The organism is Amycolatopsis samaneae, from assembly GCF_039541975.1.
In the GTDB taxonomy this organism is placed as follows: domain Bacteria; phylum Actinomycetota; class Actinomycetes; order Mycobacteriales; family Pseudonocardiaceae; genus Amycolatopsis; species Amycolatopsis samaneae.
In genome coordinates this window covers 84,772-106,976 of record NZ_BAABHG010000011.1, presented here as the reverse complement: position 1 = coordinate 106,976, position 22,205 = coordinate 84,772, and the positions used below count along the sequence as shown (strand labels likewise).

Sequence of the window (22,205 nt, the reverse complement as noted above, 5' to 3'; positions counted from 1 at the left end):
GGTGGAAAAAGCGTCGCAGGAAAGGGAATCCCCCCGGCCCGCGGAGAAACTGGCCGGTGGGCTGGTGGCGCGGTGGCACGGTCCGCACGCGCTGATCCGGCACCGTGACGAGCCGCCAGGGCACGAGTTCGTCGAGACCGTGCCGGAGCTGCCCGGCACGGTGCTGGTGCTCGCGTCGGAGCGTGCGCGTCGGCAGCCTTCCCTGTTCCAGGCGGCCGTGTTCTTCCTGCGCTCGTCCGTGCTTCCCCATACCGGCGCGGGCACACCGGCCGCGGTGCACGCGGTGTGGCTGGGCGTGGCCGACGCGAGCGCGTTGTCCGCCTCCGACCGCGAACTCCTGCACCGCCTGGCGCACGCGCTGTCGGTCGATCTTCTGGTCCCGGACGGCACGCTGACGGGCAAGCCGGGCGCGGGGCTGTACGTGGGGCACGGGACCGGCGGGGCGGGCTGGCTCCGGTTCCGCGCGGGCGCCGACGAGAAGGTGATCACCACCCGCTGTCCCATCCCGTCCTGGGAGTTCCTGGTGCCGAGGGAACAGGTGGGCAAGGGCGGGCTGGTGGCCGAGCCGGTGCCGGCCGGGATGCTCGTCCGGGACAAGCGCACGGCGGCGGTGTCGGTCGACGAGCGGGCGTTCGCGGTGGCGGTGGACGGGCGGCGGCCGCGGTTGGTCGTCGGCAGGCCGGACGAGCCGCTGCCCGCGCCCATCGAGGTCGCCACGCTGCTCGGCCAGTTCGAATCCGGACTCCGTGCCCGCTGGGTCCTCACCCCCGGCCATCCCGGGATCGCCGAGCCCACCTGGATCGGGGAGCTGGCCTGGCGGCTGGGCGAACCGGTGCTGCTGAGTGCCGGGGACCCGCCGGAAACCGGCGACGAGCTGTTCCGGCCGTTCGCCACCCTGCTGCGGCAGCACCCGGAGATCGGCAGGCAGACCGTGCTGAGCGCGGCTCCCGCGCCGCCGGGATGGGAGCGGGAGGCGGACACGCGTTACCGGTTCGCCGGAAGCGAGCCCGGCGTGGTCGCCGAGGTGGTGCCCTCCGGGCTGGCGGTGCGGCACGCCGACCAGCGGGACGCCGGACCCGCGCATCCGTTCGACACCGGGCGCTGGACGTTGTGGCTCGGGGTCCCCGGCAAGGCTGTCGGCAAAACGCTCCTGACCGCCGCGGAGTCGATCCTGGCGCGGCTGGGTGTCGCCGAACGGCGGAGCGTCCGGCTCCAGGTCGTGGGGAAGCTGGACGCGGACGGTCAGGCATACCTGGCCCGGATCGTCGGTGAGGCGGGGCTCGCGGCCCTGCCGGGCCCGCCGCCCCCGCCTCGTGTGCCTCCGGTTCCTCCCGCTTCTCCCGTGGTTCCGCCGGACCACGACGCGGCACCCGCGCCCGCCGAAACACCGCGGCGGGAGGCGGGGTGGATTCGCGAGCGGCTTTCCGGCGCACCGGTGCCCGCGCTGCCCGTCCCGGCTCCGGAGGAGTCCTCAGTGGACACTGTGCCGGGAGCGGTCGGGAAGCAGGACGCGGCACGCGGGGAGGCCCCGAGGCTCGTTCCCGAGCCGATCCGGCCACCTGGACCCGGACAGCCCGTCGTGACGGTGTCTTCGACTCCCGACACCGTCTCCAGTGGACCCGGTGTGGCGCGCCGCGCCGAGCCGGAGCGGCCACCGGAACCCGAGGTGGCCGATCCGGCCCCGGTGCCCGGTGCCGAAGTGTCCGAAATGGACATAGAGCCACCCGTTACCGTTCGGCTACGGCCGAACGGGAACGGCCCGCTGGTACTCGCCGACCGGCTCAGCACCGCGGCCGAGCAGACGCGGTTCTCGGTCGAGGCGGGGGACACCTTCACCGAAGCGCTCGCCACGGTGAACGCCGCGCTGGCCACCTGGCCCGCGTTGCGGCACGCCGACGACGCCGCCAAGGCCGACTACGTGGCCGTCTGTCTGTACCTCGGCACGGGCGAGGGCGTCGCGGCCAGGGTGCGCGAGGCCCTGCGCGCGGGCTCCGCGTCCCCGCTCGAGGGCTACCTCCCCTGCCTGGTTTCCGGCATCCGGCGGCTGCCGACGCATCGCCGCGCGCTGTTGCGGCAGGGCGCGCTGGCCGAGCCCGTGGAGCGGCAGTACCCGGTCGGCGAGGTGCTGACGTTCCCGGGGTTCCTGAGCGCCAGCGTGCCGCTGGACGTCACGGTGCCCGGTGCCGACATCGACCTGCTGATCTGGCCGCGGTCGGCGCGGCGCACCTCCGAGCTGGGCATCGACGGGCCGGTCGAGGAGGCCGTCTTCCTCGCCGGCCCGCGCTTCAAGGCGCTGGCCGTACGAACGGCCGACCCGGACCCGGAGTCCGACGAGGCGCGTCCTCCCCGTACCGCGGTACTGGTTCGTGAGCTGTGGCCGGGAGAGGAACCCGGAGAGTCCGAAGTGGACGAACGGGATCGGGAGGCGCTGGCGAACCTGGACCGGGTGTGGGCCTACCGGCTGCACAACGCCGTGCGGGTGATCGACGATCCGGAACTGGGTGCCCGGCTGACCGCTCCCTTGCTCGACGTGCGCGCGTCGGCGACCGCGGGCGGGTACGCGATGCGGCCACCGCCCGGCGCGGCGATGGCGGCGGTCTCGTGAACGCCTTCGGGACGGTGACCCGGTCGCTGGTCGTCGTGACCGTCGTGCTCGCGGCGCAGGCGGCGGGCCCGGCGGCCATGGCGGACCGGGGAACCGCGCCGCCACTTCCGTCGGGCCCCACGACCTGTCTGTCGCCGCCCTCGGTCAGCGAACCCGAGGTGCCGTGGGGACAGCGGCAGCTCGCGCCGGACCGGGTGTGGCATCTGAGCCGGGGCAAGGGGATCACGGTCGCGGTCGTGGACACCGGGGTGGACGCGGGCACCCCGCAGCTGGCCGGCCGGGTGCTGACGGGGACCGACGTGCTGGACCCGCACGGCAAGGCGAACACCGACTGCTACGGCCACGGCACCTTCGTGGCGGGCATCATCGGCGCCGCACCGGATCCGGGCACCGGATTCGCCGGTGTCGCCCCGGACGTCACCATTCTGCCGATCCGCGCGGCCACCGGCCAGAACAACCCGACCGGCGCGCTGGCGGACGGGATCCGCGCGGCGGTGGACCGGCAGGCCCGGATCATCAACGTGTCGGCGAGCACGAGCGCCCCGTCCCCGGAACTGCGCGCCGCCATCGACTACGCGGCGGCGCGGGGAGTGCTCGTCGTGGCTTCCGCCGCGAACGGGGCGAAAGAAGGCGATCCGGTGACCTACCCGGCGGCCTACCCCTCGGTGCTCGCGGTGGGCGCGATCGACTCCTCGGGCGCGCGGGCGGACTTCTCCCAGACGGGCGGGTATCTGGGCCTGGTCGCGCCCGGCGTGGACGTGATCAGCATCGGTCCCGGTGGCCCCGGCCAGTGGCAGAGCAGCGGCACGAGCTACTCCGCCCCGTTCGTGACCGGTGTCGCCGCGCTGGTGCTGGCCTACCATCCCGGCCTGAGCGGTGAGCAGCTCCGGCACCGGTTGGAGGCCACCGCGGACCATCCGCCCGCGCGGCTGCCCGATCCCGGCCTCGGCTGGGGAACGGTGAACCCGATGGCGGCGGTGACCACGGTGCTCCCGGAGGAGGAGGCGCAGGGCGCACAGGGTGGCATGGTCACGCCGCCGCCCGTGCGGCCCCCGGCCCCGCCGCGGCACGACGACCTCGCCATCGGGATCGTCGTCGCCGGACTGTTCGTGGTGGCCGGATTCGCGTTCGCGGTCCGGCTGGCCTGGCGGCTCGTCCCGGCCGGACGTCGCCGCCGCTGGCGCCCGGCCCGCGTCGCCTGGCACGGGTCCGGGGAGCGGGACGGCTGACGCCGTGCTCGTGCTCCGGTGTTCGACGACCGGCCGGCCTGGTCGGCCTGGTGCGCGAACGGGAATGAAGGGCACCGCATCCTGGAACGGTTCTTCCCCCGGACGCGTCGCGTCCGGGGGTGTGCTGGTGTCACGAATGTCGCATTGCCGACGTTCAGCGTCACGAATGTCGCATTCGTGACATCGTCTGAGCCGAGCCCGCGTCCCGAGCGGAGCGCTGGGGATGGTGAGCGTTGCTGGTGGGCTTTCGTGGGGCACGCGGGGTGCTGAAGGACGCCTTCAGTGCGCTGAGCGCACCGAAGGCGTCCTTCAGCACACCCCCGGGCGCCAGAACTCACCACTCCCAGTGAGAAAACCTCAATACGGCATGATGTGCTTGCTGTCGTCGCACCACACCTCGCGGTAACCGTTCTGCCGGGCACCGTCGATCTCGTACGCTTCGCACTCCGCCTTCGAGCTGTAAGCGAAGGCGCCGACCGGTGCCCAGCCGTCACCGGGGGCGGGGCGGCGAAGGCGGTGGTCGCGGTCAGGGGAACGGCGATCACCGCCGCACCGATGGCGAGACCGACACTGATACGGGAACGCCAGGACAGTTCATGCCCACCGGAAAGGCCGCACGCTTCATGAAGATCACTTACCCGTCGAACAGCAGCCGGTCGGAAGTCCGAACTTTCGGCGAGGCCATCCTCGCATCACGAGGAGTCCCGGCCACGTTCCTTGATCCACTTCTGCCTGGTCACCCAAGAGGTCTGGCCTTTCGTCCTTGGCACGGCATGGCGGCACACGCCCCTTCCCCGCCGCGGCGGGGAAGGGGCGTCAGTTCTGTTTGGGCGCTGCCCCGGGCACCAATGGTGTCTGCACGAGGCGGATCGCGCGGCGCCGGTTGACGAACTGGGCCCGTCCGGGCGGGAGGGTCCGCGGCTTGAGGTTGCCGAGGAACGTGCCTTCGTCGCGGGGGCACGAGAACAGCAGCGCCGGGGTGCCCAGTTCCCACATCCGGCGGATCGCCGGGTTCATCATGGCGCGGCTCGCGCCCGCGGTGCTGCGGGCGATGACCAGGTGCAGGCCGATGTCGGCGCTCTGCGCGAGCAGGGGCAGCAGCGGGGCGAGCGGGTCGTTGCCGTAGCCGCCGCCTTCGGTCATGTCGAAGTCGTCGATGATGATGAACAGCCGCCCCCCGGTCCACCAGTCGCGTTTGCGGAGCCGGTCGGGCGTGATTTCCGGGCCGGGTACCCGTTTCTGCAGCAGTTCCGCCGCTTCCCCGAGCAGTCCCGAGAGCGCGTCCGCGGCCACCGTGTAGTTGATCTGGTGCTCCTGCGGAATGCAGTCGTAGAGCTCACGCCGGAAGTCGGCGAACATCACCCTGGCCTCGCTCGGCGGGTAGTACGTGGCGATCGACTGGGCGATGTGCCGCAGCAGGTTCGTCTTGCCCGTCTCCGCGTCACCGAAGATCATCAGGTGCGGGCTGGCGTCGAAGTCGTGCCACTGCACGGAAAGCCCGACATCCTCGACGCCCAGCGTCACGTTGACCTCCGCTTCGGGGGAGGGAGCGCCGGGCGGGGGAAGCTCGCGCGCGCTCAGCTCGTGCGGCAGCAGCCGTACCTTCGGCGCGGCCGGGGCACCGGGCAGGACGAACGCGTTGGCCAGGTCCTGGGTCGCCTCCGCGAGGTCGTCGGTGCCGGGGACGCCGTCGATGCGGGGCAGCGCGGTGAGGAAGTGCAGCCGGTCCACACTGAGCCCGCGGCCGGGAACGCTGGGCACGGTGGCCGCGGCGCGGCTGTTGATCTCCGATTCGATGGAGTCGCCCAGCTTCAGCTCGAACCGGGTGCCCAGCACGTCGCGCAGCCACGCGCGCATCTCCGACCAGCGGCTGGCCGCGACGACCAGGTGGACGCCGAAGCTGAGGCCGCGCGCGGCGATCTGGGTGAACGGGTCTTCGAGCTCGTCGAAGTCCTGCCGCACCGTGTACCAGCCGTCGACGACCAGGAACACGTCCCCGTAGGGATCCACGTCGCGGAACGCGCCCTGGGCGCGGGCGCGCCGGTAGGTGCTCATCGAGTCGATGTTGTGCTCGGCGAACAGGGTTTCCCGGCGTGCCATGAGGTTCAGCATTTCCAGCACGGTGCGGGTGACGCGGTCGCGGTCCATCCGGTTGGCCACGCTGCCCATGTGCGGCAGTTTCGCCAGCGACGTCAGCGTGCCGCCGAAGTCGAGGCAGTAGAACTGCACCTGCTCCGCGGTGTGGGTCAGCGCCAGACCCGCGAGGAGGGTACGCAGCAACGTGCTCTTGCCGCTCTGCGGACCGCCGACGACACCGACGTTGCCCTTGCTGCCCGCCAGGTCCGCGGTGAGCAGTTCGCGCCGCTGCTGGGCGGGCAGGTCGACCAGCCCGACCGGGACGGCGAGCGCGCCCGCCTGTAGCTCGCCCACCGGACGCGGCCCGAGCACCGGGTCGTCGATCAGCGGGGGCAGCAGCTGGTCGAGGGTCGCGGGTTCCCGTAGCGGCGGCAGCCACACCTGATGCGCGCGCGGGCCGATGCCCTCCAGCCGTTCGAGCAGCACGTCGAGCATGGTCTGCTCGGGGCCGTCGGTTTCCTCCGGCTCTTCGATCTCGGGTTCGGCTTCGACGCGGGGTGCCACGTACTCGGTGCCGAACGCGGCGAGGTGCTCGGCCACCATGCCGCGTTGCCTGCGGCGGGTCGCGGGCCGGTAGCGGCCGGAGACGTAGGCGCCCTTGAACCGCACCAGGGTCTGGGTGTCGGGGCGCAGGTAGCCGTTGCCCGGGGCGTTCGGCAGCTCGTAGGCGTCCGGGACGCCGATCACGCTGCGGCTTTCCATCGCGGAGAAGGTACGCAGGCCGATCCGGTAGGACAGATGCGTCTCCACCTTCTGGATGCGGCCCTCGTCGAGCCGCTGCGACGCCAGCAGCAGGTGCACGCCGAGGCTGCGACCGAGCCGGCCGATCATCGCGAAGACTTCGATGAAGTCCGGCTTGCTGGCCAGCATCTCGCTGAACTCGTCGACCACGACGAACAGCACCGGCATCGGCTCCAACGGGACGCCCTGGGCGCGCGCGGCTTCGTAGTCGCGACGCGAGGCGTAGTTCCCCGCCGCGCGCAGGTGTTCCTGCCTGCGGTTGAGCTCGCCGGTCAGCGCGTCCTGCATCCGGTCGACCAGTTCGAGCTCGTCCTCGAGGTTGGTGATCACGGCGGAGGTGTGCGGCAGGCGGTCGAACCCGAGGAAGGCCGCGCCACCCTTGAAGTCCACCAGGATGAAGTTCAGTTCCTCGGAGCCGTGCGTGGTGGCCAGTGCCAGCACCAGCGTCCGTAGCAGTTCGCTCTTCCCGGAACCCGTTGCCCCGACACACATTCCGTGCGGGCCCATGCCCTCCTCGGCGGGTTCCTTGATGTCCAGCTCGATCGGCGCGCCGTTGCCCGCGATGCCGATCGGCACCCGCAGCCGCCGCCGGGCGGTCATCCGCTCGAAACGGTACTTCTTCGGGTCGAACGTGCGGATGTCGCCGATGCCCAGCAGCCCGGCGAGGTCGTAGTCGGTGGCCAGCGGCTCGTCGCTTTCGGTGGCTTCACCCGCCCGGTAGCGCGCCATCACCTTGGCCAGCGCCGCGACCGCCCGTTCGCTCATCCGGTCCGGTGTGCACAGCGGGCTGGTGTGCGGCTTGCCGAGCCGGTCGAAGGCGACGGTGCCGACCTGGTCGCCCTCGACGTCGAGGTACAGCGCGTGCGGCCGGTGTTCCCACGGCAGGGCACCGGACACGTCGATGATCACGGCGTTGCGGTAGCCCCCGTACCGCATCCGGTGATCCGGCGGCACGCTCACCCCGTCCAGGACGATGATCGTGAGCGGTTCGGACGGGGTGACCGGTGTGTCCGGTTCGAACGACGGCCGTCCGACGAAGGCGGCGCCCCCCAACAGGTCTTCCAGCTCGGCGACGCTGTCGCCGACCAGGCGCCGGGGCCCGGTCGCGTCCTGGGTGTCGAGATCCTGGTTGTGCGGCAGCCATTTCACCCAATCCCACCGCTCGCGCTCGGCCGGGCCCACGCAGACGGCGAGGGCGAGGTCGCCGGGCGCGTGCGCGGTGACGGCCTGCGCGAGCATGGCCCGTGCCAGATCGAGCACGGCGCCCTCCTCGCCCTGGAGCTGGATCTGCGCGAAACCCCGCAGGTACACCGCGATCGGCGCCTCGGACAGGGTCGAGTAGGCGCGCAGGAACCGGCGCAGGGCGTGCGCCGCCAGCGGTTCGAGATCCTCGACCGGCTTGGTCTCCGGCGGCACGAGCTTCAGCGCGGACCGCTGTGTCCCGAGCCCGAGCCGGACCTCGCCGAAATCCTCGTGCGCGGGACGGCGTTCCCACAGCCGGTAGCCCAGCGCCAGCGACCACAGCGCGCCCGGGTCCGGATGGGACCACCGGGCGGCCTTGCGTTGCTGGAGGAGGGCTTCCCGCATCGTCGCGCGCAGCTGGGTCAGGTAGCGCAGGTAGTCGCGGCGGTGGCCGTGCAGCTTCTGCTTGTGGGACACGGCGTTGCGCATCAGCTGGGCGATGAGCATGCCGACCGCGGCCAGCATCATCATCCCGGCGCCCAGATAGGCCAGGGTGCCCGAGCCGGGACGGACGAACATCATCACCATCGCCAGCGAGCTGAGCCCCATCGGCGCGTACATCAGCACGGAGCTGAGACCGCCGTCGGCCTGTTCGGGGACCGCGGGCGGTTCCTGCAACTCGATTTCCCCGTCGGGCGGCCGGGGCCCGGTACGACGGGACCTCCTGCTGAACAACATCGTGCCCACAGCGCTCTCCTTCTGCCGGAGGGTTTCCCCCTGATTCCCGGCCGGCGCCCTCGCGGGCGACGTGCGGACCGGGCGCGGATCGTTACGATCCGCCGACGTCTCGGTTCTCGCCCTGGCAGGAAGGATCCGGACACTCGACATGGAAGAGCGCACACAGCATCGCACAAGCGCGCCGGGAAGGCTACGGTTCGTACTGGGTGACACGGCCACCGACGTGGCACTCCCGGCCGAAGTGCCGTTGGTGGACCTGCTGCCCGCCGTGCTGCCGCAGTTCGGCGCGGAATGGGTCGAACAGGGAGCCGACCACGAGGGCTGGGTCGTCCAGCGGCTCGGCGAACTGCCGCTGGACGAGGATCGCACCCCCGCCGAGCTGAACCTGATGGACGGCGAAATCCTCTACCTGCGGCCGCGGGCCGACCAGTTCTCGCCGATCGACTACGACGACCTCGTCGACGGAGTGGCCGAGCAGGTCCGCGAGGACGCCGGGACCTGGTCGCCGGACCGGACCCGGTGGATGCTGTCGCTGGGCGCGGTGGCCGGGCTGCTGGTTGCACTGGTGACCTTGCTGTTCGACGGTCCCGCTCTGCCGCGCTGCCTGCTGGCCGGCGGTGTCGCCGTCGTGCTGGTGGTCGGTGCGGGAGTGCTGGCCAGAGCGGCGGGCGAACTCGTCATCGCGGTACTGCTGGCCGCGGTCGCGCCCTGCTACGCGGGCGTGTCGGGCTGGCTGCTGGTGCTCGTGATCGACCCGTCCGCCCAGCCGGTGATCGCGCTGACCGGCGCCGCCGCGGGGGTGCTCGCCGCGTTGTCGGCGGGACTGGCCGTGGTCGCCGACGCGGCGCTGGTGTTCACCGGCGCGCTGACCGGCGTGCTGATGCTGCTGGTGTTCGGCGTCGTCGCCGCGGTGAGCCCGGCGGACGTGCGGCAGGCGGCGGCGATCGCGCTGGTGGTGTCGCTGATCGCCGGGATGTTCGTGCCCACCACGGCGTTCCGGCTGAGCGGGCTCACCCTGCCGATGCTGCCCACCAATGCCGAGGAACTGCGTGAGGAGATCGACCCGGTGTCGCATCGCGTGGTGGTCGAGCGCGGCGCGGTCGCGGTCGGCTACACGAAGGCGCTGCACCTCGGTCTCGGCGCGGCCCAGCTGGTACTGCTGTTCCTGCTGGTGGCCGGGGGCGGGACCTTCCCGCTGATCCTGGCCCCGACGATCGGCCTGCTGCTGTTCCTCCGCTCCCGCCATCTCGACGGGGCCGTGCCGCGCTGGGCGATGCTGGCGCCCGGCGGGTTCGCGATGGCCGCGTCGGCGGTGGTGCTCGCGCTGGGCGTCGAGTTCCCGGCACGGCTGGAAATGCTGGTGCTCCCGTTGCTGGCCGCGGGGACCCTGCTGGTGGTGCTGAGCAGGCGGTTGCCCGGCAAGCGGTTGCGGCCCTACTGGGGACGCGCGGTGGACATCCTCGAGACGCTCACCGCGATCGCGGTCCTGCCGTTGACGCTCGCGGTGCTGAACGTGTACGCGCTGGTCCGGGGAATGAGCGGCTGATGCAGTCGAGGCGTGATCAGGTCCAGGCCTACTTCTTCGTGGTCGGCCGTCTGGTGGCGGGGCTGACCCACGGGAAGCCGGACGCGGTGGAGGCCCCGAACCGGCGGATGAAGACGGGCACCGTGCTCGGTTTCGTGGTGGCGGGCCTGCTGGTCGCGATCTTCGGGATCTACGGGCTGTTCGTGCCGGGCGGCAACGAGTCGTGGCGGCAGAACGGCGCGATCGTCATGGTGCAGGAGACCGGCGCGCGGTACCTGTACCTCGACGGGCAGCTGCGGCCGGTGCTGAACTACGCGTCCGCGCGGCTGGCTACCGGCGGTTCGGGCGGTGAAGTCGTTTCGGTGTCGCGGAAGTCGTTGGGAGACACCGCCGTCGGCGGCACGATCGGTATTCCCGGCGCGCCGGACGACCTCCCCGTCCCCGACCGGCTCGACGCCGGGCCGTGGACGGTGTGCCTGCGGGACAAGGGGACCGGCCCCGGCGCCGGAGCGCCCACGACCACCCTGATCCTCGGCCGGAGTCCCGGGCCGGAGCTGTCCGACCGGCAGGGCCTTCTGGTGTCTACAGTGGATGGTAAGAAGTATCTGCTGTGGCAAGGAAAGCGCTACCGGCTCACCGACCGCGCCGCGGCCGACGCGCTGGGCTACGGCAGCGCCCCGGCCCAGCGCGTCACGGCCGCCTGGCTCAACCCGCTGCCCGCCGGACGCGATCTGGCGGTGCCCGTGATCCCGCGTAGTGGCGACCCCGGACCGGTACTCGGCGGACGGCAGAGTCGCGTCGGCCAGGTGTACGAGGTGCGGAACCCGGCGATCGGCAGCGACGAAATGTATGTCGTGCAGGCTGACGGGCTTAACCCGTTGAGCCGGACGGCGGCGGCGCTGCTGCTCGGCTCGGTGTCCTCGAAGGACCTGAACCCGGGCGGGAAAGCGGTCGAGATCGGGCCGGGGGAGATGGCGGGTGTGCCGGTCAAGCCGGTCGGCGAGCTGGCCGAGGGCTATCCACCACCACTGACCGGCAGCGCGCTGGCCGGGCTCGCGGGTGACACGGTGCCGTGTGCCCGGTACACCCCGTCGCCCGGTGGGGCCACGACCACGACGCTCCTCTCGTTGCCGGTGGGAACCGTGAACACCGCGGCGACGCCGACCGGCAAGCACGTGGCGGGCACGATCGCCGACCAGGTGTCGATCCCCGGCGGCAGTGGCGTGCTCGTGAAGGAGGTCGCCGCGCCGGGATCCCTGGCGGGTACCGAATACCTGGTCACCGCCACGGGGGTGAAGTACCCGCTGGCGAACGCGTCCGTCGCGGGCGCCCTCGGCTACGGCAGGCCGCCCGTCGACGTGCCGGGCGCGCTGCTCGACCTGCTGCCGACCGGGGCCGTGCTCGACCCGGCGGCCGCGCTGAACAACCAGGCCGCGGGGAGCTGACCGGCGATGACCAGCGGGGAATCTGCCGAGGGATACCCCCTTTCCTGGCCGTGTCCGCGCTTCGCGTCACCCGGGCGGGCGTCCGAAGTGGAACGATTTCCAGTGCAGCGGGTGGCGGTGTCTGACCAGCGACCACCGGCAACGAAGTGATTTCAACGTTGAGGAGGCGGAGCAGTGTCCACCAGCACCAGCAAAACCGGTCTTACCCCGGACCAAGTCAAGAACGTCGCGAAGCAACACGCCAATGTCGCCGCTCAAATCGATGGACGACTGAAAGCTCTCAGGACGCAAATCGATGCCGTTGTGCACGGTAACCGGGGCCAGATGATCCAGGCCCTCGCCAGCGCGCACCAGACGTGGGACGCGGACACCGCGGAGATCATCAAGAACCTCAACATCATGGCCGGTGACATGCAGACCGCGGCCAAGGAGTTGTTCTCGCAGGACGAATCGGGGGCGCAGGACATCACCAAGGCCGCCTCCTCGGGAAGTGAGAACGCCTTCAGCGGACTCAACCGCTGATCAGCCGCGTATTCCGCCTCGCCAATAGTATGTGTGGAAAGGAAATCCGATGAGTAGCGATGGGGAAATCAGTATCTCCTACGGGCCTGCCCGGCAGGGGATCGATGACATGATGAATGCCAACAACGAGATCACCGCACAGATGGAGGACCTGGAAACCCAGGTCAAGAACATCCTGCCGAACTGGACCGGAACCACGGCGGACACCTATCGGCAGTGCGCGCAGAAAATCTCGCAGGCGCTGACCCACAGCACCATGGTGCTGGCCAACACCGCCGGTGCGACCGGCCAGGGCGTCGAGGACCTTCAGAACCGGGACAAGAAGCTGTCCAACCTCTTCGCCGGCTGAGCTGCCGCCGCGTGCCGGGCCGGTGCCCCCGGCCCGGCACGAAGCACCCTCGTGAGCTGATCGTCACCGCTCGTGGGCGATACCGGAAGCCCCGATCCCTTTTCGCGGAAACCGTTCTGGAGTCATCGACATGAGTTATCCGTACAACCAGCAGTATGTCCGCGGTGGTGAACCCTTCGGCGGCGCATACGGCGGCGCCTACTCCGGCGGTGGCTCCGGTGGGGGTTACCCAGGCGGCGGCTATCCGCTCGGTGAGACGAAGATCGACCCGGACTGGGCCAATCGAATCTCGGCGGAACTCCAAGCCGCCGTGGAAGACATCTCGGCGTTCACCGACCTGCTGGACTACAATCCCAACCCGGGGACCTTCGAGGTCGCGAAATGGCTCGGCGACCGGCTGACCGACCGGCAGAACGGCACGTCGCAGTTCGGTCAGAATCTGCAGGCCGTCGCCAACGACATCGCCGAGGGTCTGGCGAAGGTCTCCATGGATCTCCAGGGGGCCGACAAGGACGCCGCCGGCAAGATCAAGGCACAGCAGAACGCCATGGACGACGTCAACAGCATGGGCGAGAACATCGCCGACGACATGGGTGGCGGCAGCAGTGGTGCCCCCGGTGACGGCATGGGTGGTCCGGGCGGTGGCGCCGGCGGGAACGGGTACGGCATGGGTGGTTCCAGCGGCGGTGGTTACGGCTCCGGCTACGGCATGGGCGGCAATGGTGGCTACGGCTATGGCATGGGCGGTTCCGGCGCCTATGACGCCCTCGGTGGCGGTGTCTACGGCTATGGGAGCGGAGGTCAGCCGGGCGGCGGATCTCAGGGCGGACAGGGGTACTCGTCGTCGGGTGCCGGCGCCCCGTATTCGCAGAACTCGTCCCCGATGGTCCCGATGCGGCGCGTTCTCAGTTCTCCCTTGCAGTCCACCGAGATGAGTAAGCCGGCGGAGCCGTGGGTGGCGGCGCGGGTGGATCGGATGGAGCCGGCGGAGCCGCTTACGGGGGCAGATTGGCGGGAACCGGCAGGGTCGCTTATGGAGCCAGATCGGTGGGAGCGGGCTGAGCCGCTTACGGAGCCAGATCGGTGGGAACCGGCCAAGTCGTTTACGGAGCCAGATCGGTGGGAACCGGCGGAGCCGCTTTCGCGGGCGGATCGGTGGGAATCGGCCGATTTCAGGCCTTCCGTGCAGTCCGCCGATGTGACGGGTCGGCCGGAGCCGTATACCGAGCAGGTCCGGTACCAGCCGGAGGCGCCTTCGAAGGATGAGCAGAAGCTGCGGTAGGAGACGGAAATCGGCACAGGCGGCTGATCTTGGCTCTTCGGTGCGACTGACGAATCCGATACGAACTTTCCAACCAAGATCATTCATGTTCATCGGGTAACGAAGAAAGAACACTAGGTTAAGGACTCCCAGCCATGGCTGACTCGTCGTCCGATTCGAAAGAAAACAGTTCCTCGACCGGATCGAACGCCGATCCGGCGACGAAGAACGGCTCGGGTAACAGTGGGACGCCTGCCGGGCTGGGCTCCGATCAGACTCCGGCGCCCAAGCAGGACAACGAGTACAAAAAGTGGAAGTCCTTCGATCATGACACCTACGACCTGACGCACGGGCCCGGCGGTGACCACGACTACTGCAATCTTGACCACAATCCCGTTGCGGATGAATGGGGTCAGCTGGGTCAGGCGTTCAGTAACCTTGAAAAGCGCGTCATCAAGCCGGTAGGCGACAAGCTCTCCGAGATCTACCGGAATTCGCACGAGCAGTTCTCCGGTGCGGCGGCGGAGCAGTTCAGGGCACAGATCCGCCAGGTGCAGAGGAAAGTCGAGAGCCTCGAGCACGCGGTGCGCCGGTACGCGAGCAGTGCGAACAACATTGATTCTGCGATCAAGCATTTCGCCGCCAATGTCTGGGCAGACGTGGATGAATGTCACCGGAGGCAGCGGGCCGAGGTGGCGAAATGGGGGAGCGCGCACTGGGCCTTGATCCTTATTCCTTTTGCAGGTATTGGCATCTGGAACGAGGGGAGAAAAAAGGTCGCGAGAGACATCGAGAACAAGTGGCTGATGCCGAGGCTGAGCGGCCGGATCAAGACGCTGTGCGCGCAGTACACCTCCAATGGCAACAACATGGTGGCACTGGGAGGATCCCAGTTCGGCCTTGGCGGTAACGGCGGCGGCCAGGGGGCCGGTTCCGGAGGCGGGGGCAACAGTTCCGGCGGCGGTTCGTACGGACCAGGGGCCGGCGACCCGTATGCCCAGGGCATGGGGAGTCCGTACGGCCAGGCGCTGAACAATCCGTACGGCCAGGGCGTGGGGAATCCCTATGGTCAGGGGACGGGTGATCCGTACGGCCAGGGGTCGAACAATCCGTACGGCCAGGGAACGGGCAATCCGTACGGTCAGGGCCAGGGCGGTTACGGCGACCCCTATGGCGCCGGTGGCTCGGGCAACTCCTCCGGCCCCGGCGATCCGAACGGGCAGGGTACCGGTGGCGGTAGCGGTTCCGGAGGACAGTCCGGCCCGCCGGTGACCTCGTCCGGTCCCGGCAACGGCGGCTCGTCCGGTAACGGCGGGCAGCAGGTGGATCCGAACGCCGCGGCGCGCAACAAGGCTTACCAGGACGCACAGAACGCGATCAAGGCCCTGCAGTCCGAGGGCACCCCAAGCGACAGTGGTGGTGCTACCGGCGGCGGCAGCGGCGGCGGCACCGGTGGCGATCCCGGCGCCGGTACCGGTGGCGGCACGGGCGGCGGCTCCGGCGCTACCGGCGGCGATCCCGGCTCCAGCGGTGGTGCCACCGGCGGGGGCTCGGGCGACTCGCCGGGCGCGTCCGGTGGGGGCGCGATTCCGCCGGTGACCTCGACCAATCCCGGCAGCGGCGAGACCGGCGGTTCGGGGCCGGGCGCGGGTTCGGGCGGCAACCAGCGGCAGAAGGACGATCCGGAACGGGCAGCCCGGCAGCAGGCACTGAAACAGGCTCAGGAAGCGCTCAAGCAGTTGCAGGCCGGAGGCGACGGCGACTACGGACTGGGGTCGGGCTCCGGAAGTGGCGACGGCACCGGTGACTCAGGCAGCTCCGGATCAGGTGGTTCCGGCTCGGGCGGTTCCGGCTCGGGTGAGCAGCACGGGAACGGCTCGTCCGGCCCGAATTCGCAGCATCCGAACTCGACGGACCCGAATTCGCCGGAGGCACAGGAGAAGGCACAGCGTCAGCAGGCCTTGAAGGACGCGCAGGAAGCGCTCAAGCAGTTGCAGGGCGGAGACGACACCGATCCCGGGTCGGCTGGGTCGGCTACGGGTGACGGGAACGGCGACCCGCGGAGCGAGGAGCCGAACAGCGGCGATCCGAACAGTGGCGACCCGAACAAGTCGCAGCTGGAGAAGTACTTCGACGGCAAGGACCCCAGCCAGCACCTCGATCCGAAGGTGGCGAAGGACGTCCAGGGCGAAATCCACAAGGCGCTGTCGGATCTGCCGCACTACGACGACAAGACCCCGGACGGGCACCTCACTCCCTACGCGCAGGCTCTGCACGACGCGGAGAAGGCGGCGCTGCAGGCGGTGGACGCCGACACGATCGGGGGCGGCGGTGGCGCCGGTACCGGCAACGATCCGGTCACCCTGCCGCAGACAGTCGGCGGTGGGCAACTCGGAAATGACCCGGTCGTCATGCCGAACGAACCCGGCAGCGCGACCTCGGGCGGCGGCAACCAGATCCAGCTCGACAACAACACCGCGGCGCAGCAGGGCTTCACCCAGCCGAACGGCGGCGGGCGCGTGCCCGTCACACAGAACGCGGCCGTCGCGACCACCGGGGGCGCCCAGCAGATGGGTGGCTACCCCGGCGGTGGGATGCCGATGGGCATGGGCGGTATGGGCGCCGGTATGGGCGGTGGCCAGCAGAACCAGCAGCGGCAGCCGGAGGTGTGGATGCACGCGAAGCCCGGGGCGTGGACCGGTGACGACGACGCCCGCGCCAACCCCGAGGTCATCGGCAAGGGGAACTGATCGATGTCTTCCGCACTGGGCCGTCAGGCGCGACGTCCGCCGGAACCCGCTCCCGGACAACCGACCCTGGACACGGTGCTCGGCCAGGTCGAGGCAGCCGATCCGGCGTCCTTCCTCAGGCAGGCCGAGGCCATCGACCGGGTGACCGAGCACCTCCGGGGCGTCATCGGCGGATACGAGAACCGGACCCGCGAACTGGAGACCAGCTGGGCGGGGCACAGTGCCACCGCGCACTCGGAGCTGGCCGGCCGGGTGACGGCGGAGGTGAAGCGCCTGCTGCGGTCGTTGGCGGAACCCGGTTACGGCAACGTCCTTCGTCAGGCCAGTATCGCGGTGACCGCGGCGCAGCAGCAGTTGCGGGCCCTGAGACAGCAGCGAGACCAAGCGCTCGCGGCCGAGCCGCAGCCGTCCGACCCGGCCGCCGCCACGGCCAGGAACGCTCAGTTCGACAGCCAGGCGGGGCAGATTCTGCGTCAACTGTCCATTGTGTACGAAGACGCGGGCCGGGCACTGACCGCGCTGCCCGGCTGTACCGTCTTCGGGAGCCCGGTTCCGGACGGACCGTCTCCCGGCTCGGCCACCGGTGGCGGAAGCGGGGCCGGCGGGCAACAGCCGTCGGTGTACTCCGGCGGTGGTGGCCACTCCGGCGATGGTCACCCTGGCAACGGCTACTCCGGCGGCGGTGACCCCAGTGGCGGCTATCCCGGCAGTGGCTACTTCATCGGCGGTACGTCGGGTCGGAGCTACTCCGGAGGAGGCACGTCCGGTGGCGGTTACTCCGGCGGCGGTCCGGCGTCGAGCTGTCCGGGCGAGCAGGTACCGGGTTCCGGGGGCTCCTCGGTCCCGTCGGTGCTCGGGGGCAAGCGGGTGCGACGGGAGACGGGCCCGGTGACCACCGGGGGCGAAGCTCCGTTCTCGACGTGGCAGGGCGGTGATCCGAGTCCCGGGCCGGAGATGTTCAGTTGGCGCAGTGGTCCGGTCGGCGAAGCTCCGTATTCGACGTGGCAGGGCGGTGATCCGAGCCCTGGGCCGGAGATGTTCAGTTGGCGCAGTGGTCCGGTCGGCGAAGCTCCGTATTCGACGTGGCAGGGCGGTGATCCGAGCCCTGGGCCGGAGATGTACAGCTGGCACAGCGGTCCGGGCTTCGTCACGAAAGCACTGGGGAAGCCCGAGGAGGCTCCGGCGACCGGGGGTGACGTACGGGGCGGTGGCGGTTCCGGGCCGCAGGGCGAGAACTCACCGGGCAAGTCCGTCCGCCACGAGCCGGTCGCGGTGACGACGTCTTCGGCGTCGCCGCCCGCTTCGGTGCCGTACGAGACCGTGTCCGGTGGCCAGAGTGGCTCACCGGCGACGACGGCCGGGACGAACGTGAGTACGTCCGGCGCCTCTTCGGTCAAGTTCGACAGCACGTCGAATTCCTTCCAGTCACCGAACTCCGGCTCGTCGTCCGACGTCCTGACCTCGGCGGGCCAGCAGCAGAGTGCCCGTCCGCAGCCGTCGGCGAACGGGTTCCCTGGCAGCCAGGCGAACGCGGCGGGGACGGACTACGGCGCCGCTGTGTCGCGGGCCTCGGGTGTCTCCGGTACCCCGGCGTCCGGGCACATGGTGCCGATGACCGGCGGTATGGCAGGCGGGGCGATGGGTGCACAGACGAACCCGCGCTTTCCGTTCGTCCCGCTCACCGCGGACCCCAGCGCGTGGGACCCGCTCGGGGGCGTCACCGCGCAGCACGGCCCGCCGGGTGTGGTCGGCCGCGGGGACGGCACACCGGTTCGAAAGTTCGATGCAGAGCCCGGAAACGGAGAATACGGAGAAGAAGACGATGACGACTGACTGGAATGCCCGGGCCAGTGATCTGGCGGAGGCGGCCGAGTTCTCCGATTTCGACCTGGAGAAGGAAAGGCGCCGTATCGAGGAGTTCGAGGTCAAGTCCCAGGAAGCGACCACCACCCGCGCGAAGGATCGTTCGCTGTCCGTTTCGTTCAACGGCCGCGGTGAGCTGACCGAGTTGAAGTTCCACGGCACCAAGTACCGCGAAATGCCGCCGGCGCAGCTCGCGCACGTGATCGTCGAGACGATGACCGCCGCCCGCGTCGAGGCCATGGCGAAGATGAGTTCGCTGATGGGGTCGGACCTGCTGCCGAACGTGGACTTCGCCGGGCTGGCCAGCGGGAAGGTCAAGATCAGCGAGATTTTCGACGAGTTGATGGCCCCCTTCGACCTCGACGCTCCCGACGGGGTGCTCGGCCGTCCCAGCGAGCCGAAACGAAGGATGTGAGGGCGGTGTCGCACGATTTCCAGCTCGACCCCGAGCAGCTCCAGCACGCCAGGAAACAGATCCAGAGCAGCGCGGAGGAATCCGTCGGGGCATGGCAGGACGCGGTGCACAAGATCAGCGGGCATTGGGGCTGCTGGAGCGAGGATTCCTACGGGCAGGCGTTCGCGAAGAAGTGGGTTCCCCAATATCAGAAGTTCTACGAGGAAGCCAAGCCGCTGTTCGACTGGCTGGAGACCCTTTCCGGCTCGGTCGGCGCGGTTGACAGGAACCTGACCGAGGCGGACGAGAACAATGCGGCGCGTGTGCGCCGCCCGGCACCTTAGTACGGCAGGCGACAACGCCGACGGCCTCGTGCCGGCTGTCGGAAGTCGCGCCCGGCCGCCATGGCCGGGCGCGCGCCGCTCGGGTGGCAGGGGATAACCCCCTGATCCGCCGATGTGGCACTTCGACGCGCGCGCCTCTCGCGCGCGTCGGCTGAACTGGGCACAGGCTGCGCGGATCGGCGCCCGGCCCCCAGTAGCGAAGGAGGCGTGATGAGCGAGTCGTCCTCGCCTCCGCCAGGGGCGGCCGAGGTCACCCATGTCCCGCACGCGGTGCAGAAGTTCCTGCAGCTGATCGCGATGGAATGGCCCGAGGGCTCCGAGAGCGGGCTCAAGGCTATGGCCGACATGCTTTACAAGCTGGACGAGGATTTGGCGGCGCTGGAAGGCCAGCTGCCGAACCTCGTCCGCGGCGTGCGCGAGGGCCTGGTGGGGAAGACCGGGTCCGCGATGGGGACTGCGGGCAACATCTCGTTGCAGCAGGTCGCGCATCTTCGCGAAACCAGCCGCGGGTTGGCGAAGGAGGCGAAGAACGGCAGAGCGGACCTGATCAAGACCAAGATCCTCAGCGCCCTTTTCATGGGACTCGCGGTCATCATGATCGCGCAGCTGGCGACCTCGATCTACGGTTCGGTGCTGATTCCGGCGGTCGAGAAGGCGGCGGGGTCGCTGCTGAAACGGCTGTTGCTCACCCTGCAGGAAAAACTGGCACAGACCTCATGGACCCAGATCACGAAGTCGGTGGCGAAGGAGATCGTGGTCAACGCCGCGATGGGCGCCGGGATCATGGCCGGGGCGGACCTGGTGGTCCAGGTGGGCCAGAACATCTCCGGTGACCGGGACGGGATCGACTGGAAGTCGGTCGGCCACATGGCGCTGATGGGTGGCCTCGGCGGCGCCGGGTTCGGCACGGTGAACGCGTTCGGCAAGGGGATCGCGGCCGGTGCCCGGGAAGTGGATGTCGCGGCCAGGGAGGCGGCGGCCAAGGCACTGAAGGACTCGGCGAAGCGGGTCAACGAGGCGCAGAAGAACCTCGGAAATCTCAAGGGCAAGGGGGCCAAACCGGAGACTCCGCGCGAGGCGGACGGGGCGGTCACAAAGGCGGAGAAGGAAGCGGCGGACGCCGCGAAGCGGGTACGGGAATGGCAGGACCCCAAGGCGACGATCTTCAATCGCCGGTGGCGGCTGGGCGGCCAGGGACTGTACATCGGCGCGCAGATGGGCATGGGTGTCCTGACGGGGATGCTGGGCGGCGCGGCGACCGGCAACGGCTGGCACGCGACGCCCGCGGGCCTGCTGGGAATGCTCGCTCATTTCAGCGGTACGCCGTCCCTGGGGAAAGGGTCCTGGACCGGATCGCCGCGTGATCCGTCGACCTGGGGCGAGAAGTCCGACTCCGGCTCGGGTTCCGACGGCGGGACGAACGCTCCGGGCTCGGGCGGCGAACCGTGGCGAAGGCACGTGGGGACCGACGGTACGTACGGCGGCACCGAGCAGCGCGGTGCTCACGGCGATACCGGGCAGAGGGAAGCCCGGGGCGCTACCGGGCAGCGTGGCGCTGACGGTGGGGCGGGGCAGTTCCGGCCGGAAGGGCAGGCACAGCAGGGCAGCGGGCACGCCCCCGGCCAAGTGCGGACCACCTCGTCGCTGGGGGACTTCCTTGGCGGGCGCGATGCGAACGACACGTCCTCGGCCGCCACCTCGGCGCACGGCGAGGGCGCCGCGAGAACGGACGGCACCGAGCACGCGACGGGTCCGAACTCCGCTCGGCAGGTCGTCGGGGGCCAGTCCGGTACGCATGACTCGGGCGCTGGGGCGTCGCGTGGTATCGATGAGCATCCTGACGGGTATCAGGCCGGTGGTGATCGTTCGCCTGAGGTCGTCTCGGACCAGTCCGGTACACACGATTCGGGTGCCGGGGTGTCGCGGCACGCCGGGGAGGAACGGCAGCCGGGCCGTCTCGAAGACGCGCCGGTCCACTCCGAAGGCACGTCGCGTGGTGTCGACGAACATCCTGGTGCGGCTCGGGGTGGTGATCGTCCGCCTGAGGCCGTTCCGGAGCAGTCGGGTGCGCACGGTTCGGGTGCCGGGGTGTCCCGGCACGTCGGGGACGAACAGCACTTGGATAGCCCCGAAGGCACACCGCGTAATGTCGATGAGCATCCTGTCGGGTATCAGGCCGGTGGTGATCGTTCGCCCGAGGTCGTCTCGGACCGGTCCGGTGCGCACGACCCGGACGCCGGGGTGTCGCGCCAGGCCGGGGACGAACGGCAGCCGAGTCGTCTCGAAGACGCGCCGGTCTACTCCGAAGGCACGCCGCAAAACGCTCCCCGACACGAAACCGCGGCGCCGCCCGTCGAACGCGCGTCGCAGGCACAGCAGCCACCAGCGGCCCGCGCCACACCGGCCGCTTCGCAGGGCAACCACCCGGCGGCGCCCGCTCTACCCGCCCGGCCCAAGCTGACGCTGGAGACCTCGGTGGACACAAGGTCGCCGGCGAACACGCTCAGCCCGGCGACCCCGAGGGAAGCCTTTTTGCCGGGTTCCCAGCCGAATCATGCTCCGGAGTCGCCGTCGGCGCCGGGGCGGGCCGACGACGCGTTCGGGGACAACCCCCCGGCAGGGGCGGGGCCGGACGGTCGTCCCCGTACCGAAACGCCGGATGTCCCGCCATCACGGGAATCCGGTCCGGCGCAAGCCAGCGCGGCCACTTCTCAGCCCACGGGGCAGGGACGCCCGGCTCGCGGCGTGAGTGACGAGGCCGCGACGTCACTCGGCAAGGACGCCACCCCACCGCCCAGGCCCCCGGCGCTCCCGCCGAGGCCGGAAACCAGCAGCAGCACCCCCGGCGTGTCGAGCGGCCACGGCGGTCCCGGCCCGGACGGCAGGCCGAAGCCGGTGCTGCCCTTGTGGGGCAACACGGGCGTGGGAGCCCCGGCTCACCCGGGGCGGCCCCAGCACGACCAACCGCTGTCGGTGGTGGAACCGACGGCGGGGGGAGCGCCCGGGAATCGCCACCGGGGCGAGGACCGCGACCGCCACCACGACGCCACCGCGCAGACGGGTCCGGTGCCCGTCGCACCGCACCTGGACCCGAACGGTGCCCTGGCGGAACAGGGCTCGG

13 protein-coding genes (1 of these 13 running past the window's edge) are annotated in these 22,205 nt (G+C 70.4%); 12 read left to right on the top strand and 1 reads right to left on the bottom strand.

Annotated features, from left to right (window positions below; all coding sequences use genetic code 11):
* Position 1: 1 nt before the first annotated feature.
* Positions 2-2,605 carry a hypothetical protein gene (locus ABD987_RS28050; protein WP_345400198.1) on the top strand — a complete coding sequence of 868 codons (2,604 nt, stop codon included), beginning with the start codon at positions 2-4 and terminating at the stop codon, positions 2,603-2,605.
* Entirely contained in the window at positions 2,602-3,834 is a 1,233-nt protein-coding gene (gene mycP / locus ABD987_RS28045; protein ID WP_345400195.1) for a type VII secretion-associated serine protease mycosin, read from the top strand. Before ABD987_RS28050 ends, mycP begins: the two co-directional genes overlap by 4 nt.
* A gap of 816 nt (positions 3,835-4,650) precedes the next feature.
* Here mycP and eccCa read toward each other — a convergent pair.
* The gene (eccCa, locus tag ABD987_RS28040; RefSeq protein WP_345400739.1) at positions 4,651-8,631 is read right to left on the bottom strand and encodes a type VII secretion protein EccCa; all 3,981 of its coding nucleotides are present in this window, start codon (positions 8,629-8,631) and stop codon (positions 4,651-4,653) included.
* 148 nt (positions 8,632-8,779) lie between these two features.
* On the opposite strand from eccCa, the gene eccD reads away from it, so the two are divergent.
* The 10 genes from eccD to ABD987_RS27990 all read left to right on the top strand — a co-directional run.
* Positions 8,780-10,177, top strand: coding sequence for a type VII secretion integral membrane protein EccD (gene eccD / locus ABD987_RS28035; RefSeq protein ID WP_345400192.1), 1,398 nt, complete (start codon positions 8,780-8,782; stop codon positions 10,175-10,177).
* Positions 10,177-11,601: a type VII secretion protein EccB gene (gene eccB / locus ABD987_RS28030; RefSeq protein WP_345400189.1), complete on the top strand. Its 1,425-nt coding sequence runs from the start codon at positions 10,177-10,179 to the stop codon at positions 11,599-11,601. Before eccD ends, eccB begins: the two co-directional genes overlap by 1 nt.
* A gap of 174 nt (positions 11,602-11,775) precedes the next feature.
* Positions 11,776-12,123: a WXG100 family type VII secretion target gene (locus ABD987_RS28025; RefSeq protein WP_345400186.1), complete on the top strand. Its 348-nt coding sequence runs from the start codon at positions 11,776-11,778 to the stop codon at positions 12,121-12,123.
* A gap of 49 nt (positions 12,124-12,172) precedes the next feature.
* Entirely contained in the window at positions 12,173-12,472 is a 300-nt protein-coding gene (locus ABD987_RS28020) for a WXG100 family type VII secretion target (RefSeq protein ID WP_345400183.1), read from the top strand.
* Positions 12,473-12,602: 130 nt separating this feature from the next.
* Positions 12,603-13,754, top strand: a complete 1,152-nt coding sequence (locus tag ABD987_RS28015) for a hypothetical protein (RefSeq protein WP_345400180.1) — start codon at positions 12,603-12,605, stop codon at positions 13,752-13,754.
* Positions 13,755-13,888: 134 nt separating this feature from the next.
* On the top strand, positions 13,889-16,483 hold the full coding sequence (locus tag ABD987_RS28010; RefSeq protein ID WP_345400177.1) for a hypothetical protein: 2,595 nt from the start codon (positions 13,889-13,891) through the stop codon (positions 16,481-16,483).
* Between the two features lie 3 nt (positions 16,484-16,486).
* A complete protein-coding gene (locus ABD987_RS28005) occupies positions 16,487-18,316 on the top strand; it encodes a hypothetical protein (RefSeq protein ID WP_345400174.1) in 1,830 nt (609 codons plus the stop codon).
* A complete protein-coding gene (locus ABD987_RS28000; RefSeq protein WP_345400171.1) occupies positions 18,306-18,761 on the top strand; it encodes a YbaB/EbfC family DNA-binding protein in 456 nt (151 codons plus the stop codon). Before ABD987_RS28005 ends, ABD987_RS28000 begins: the two co-directional genes overlap by 11 nt.
* A 5-nt stretch (positions 18,762-18,766) precedes the next feature.
* Positions 18,767-19,084 (top strand): WXG100 family type VII secretion target, encoded by a 318-nt coding sequence (locus ABD987_RS27995; protein WP_345400168.1) that lies wholly within the window; start codon positions 18,767-18,769, stop codon positions 19,082-19,084.
* A gap of 210 nt (positions 19,085-19,294) precedes the next feature.
* On the top strand, positions 19,295-22,205 hold the 5' portion of the coding sequence (locus ABD987_RS27990; protein ID WP_345400165.1) for a DnaJ domain-containing protein. It continues 25,958 nt past the right edge of the window; 2,911 of the gene's 28,869 nt are visible here — the first part of the coding sequence; its start codon is at positions 19,295-19,297; its stop codon lies beyond the right edge, outside the window.

Coding starts and splice junctions, on each gene's coding strand:
- eccCa (WP_345400739.1), bottom strand. CDS start 8,631: ATGTTGTTCAGCAGGAGGTCCCGTCGTACCGGGCCCCGGCCGCCCGAC.
- eccD (WP_345400192.1), top strand. CDS start 8,780: ATGGAAGAGCGCACACAGCATCGCACAAGCGCGCCGGGAAGGCTACGG.
- eccB (WP_345400189.1), top strand. CDS start 10,177: ATGCAGTCGAGGCGTGATCAGGTCCAGGCCTACTTCTTCGTGGTCGGC.
- ABD987_RS28020 (WP_345400183.1), top strand. CDS start 12,173: ATGAGTAGCGATGGGGAAATCAGTATCTCCTACGGGCCTGCCCGGCAG.
- ABD987_RS28015 (WP_345400180.1), top strand. CDS start 12,603: ATGAGTTATCCGTACAACCAGCAGTATGTCCGCGGTGGTGAACCCTTC.
- ABD987_RS28010 (WP_345400177.1), top strand. CDS start 13,889: ATGGCTGACTCGTCGTCCGATTCGAAAGAAAACAGTTCCTCGACCGGA.
- ABD987_RS28005 (WP_345400174.1), top strand. CDS start 16,487: ATGTCTTCCGCACTGGGCCGTCAGGCGCGACGTCCGCCGGAACCCGCT.
- ABD987_RS28000 (WP_345400171.1), top strand. CDS start 18,306: ATGACGACTGACTGGAATGCCCGGGCCAGTGATCTGGCGGAGGCGGCC.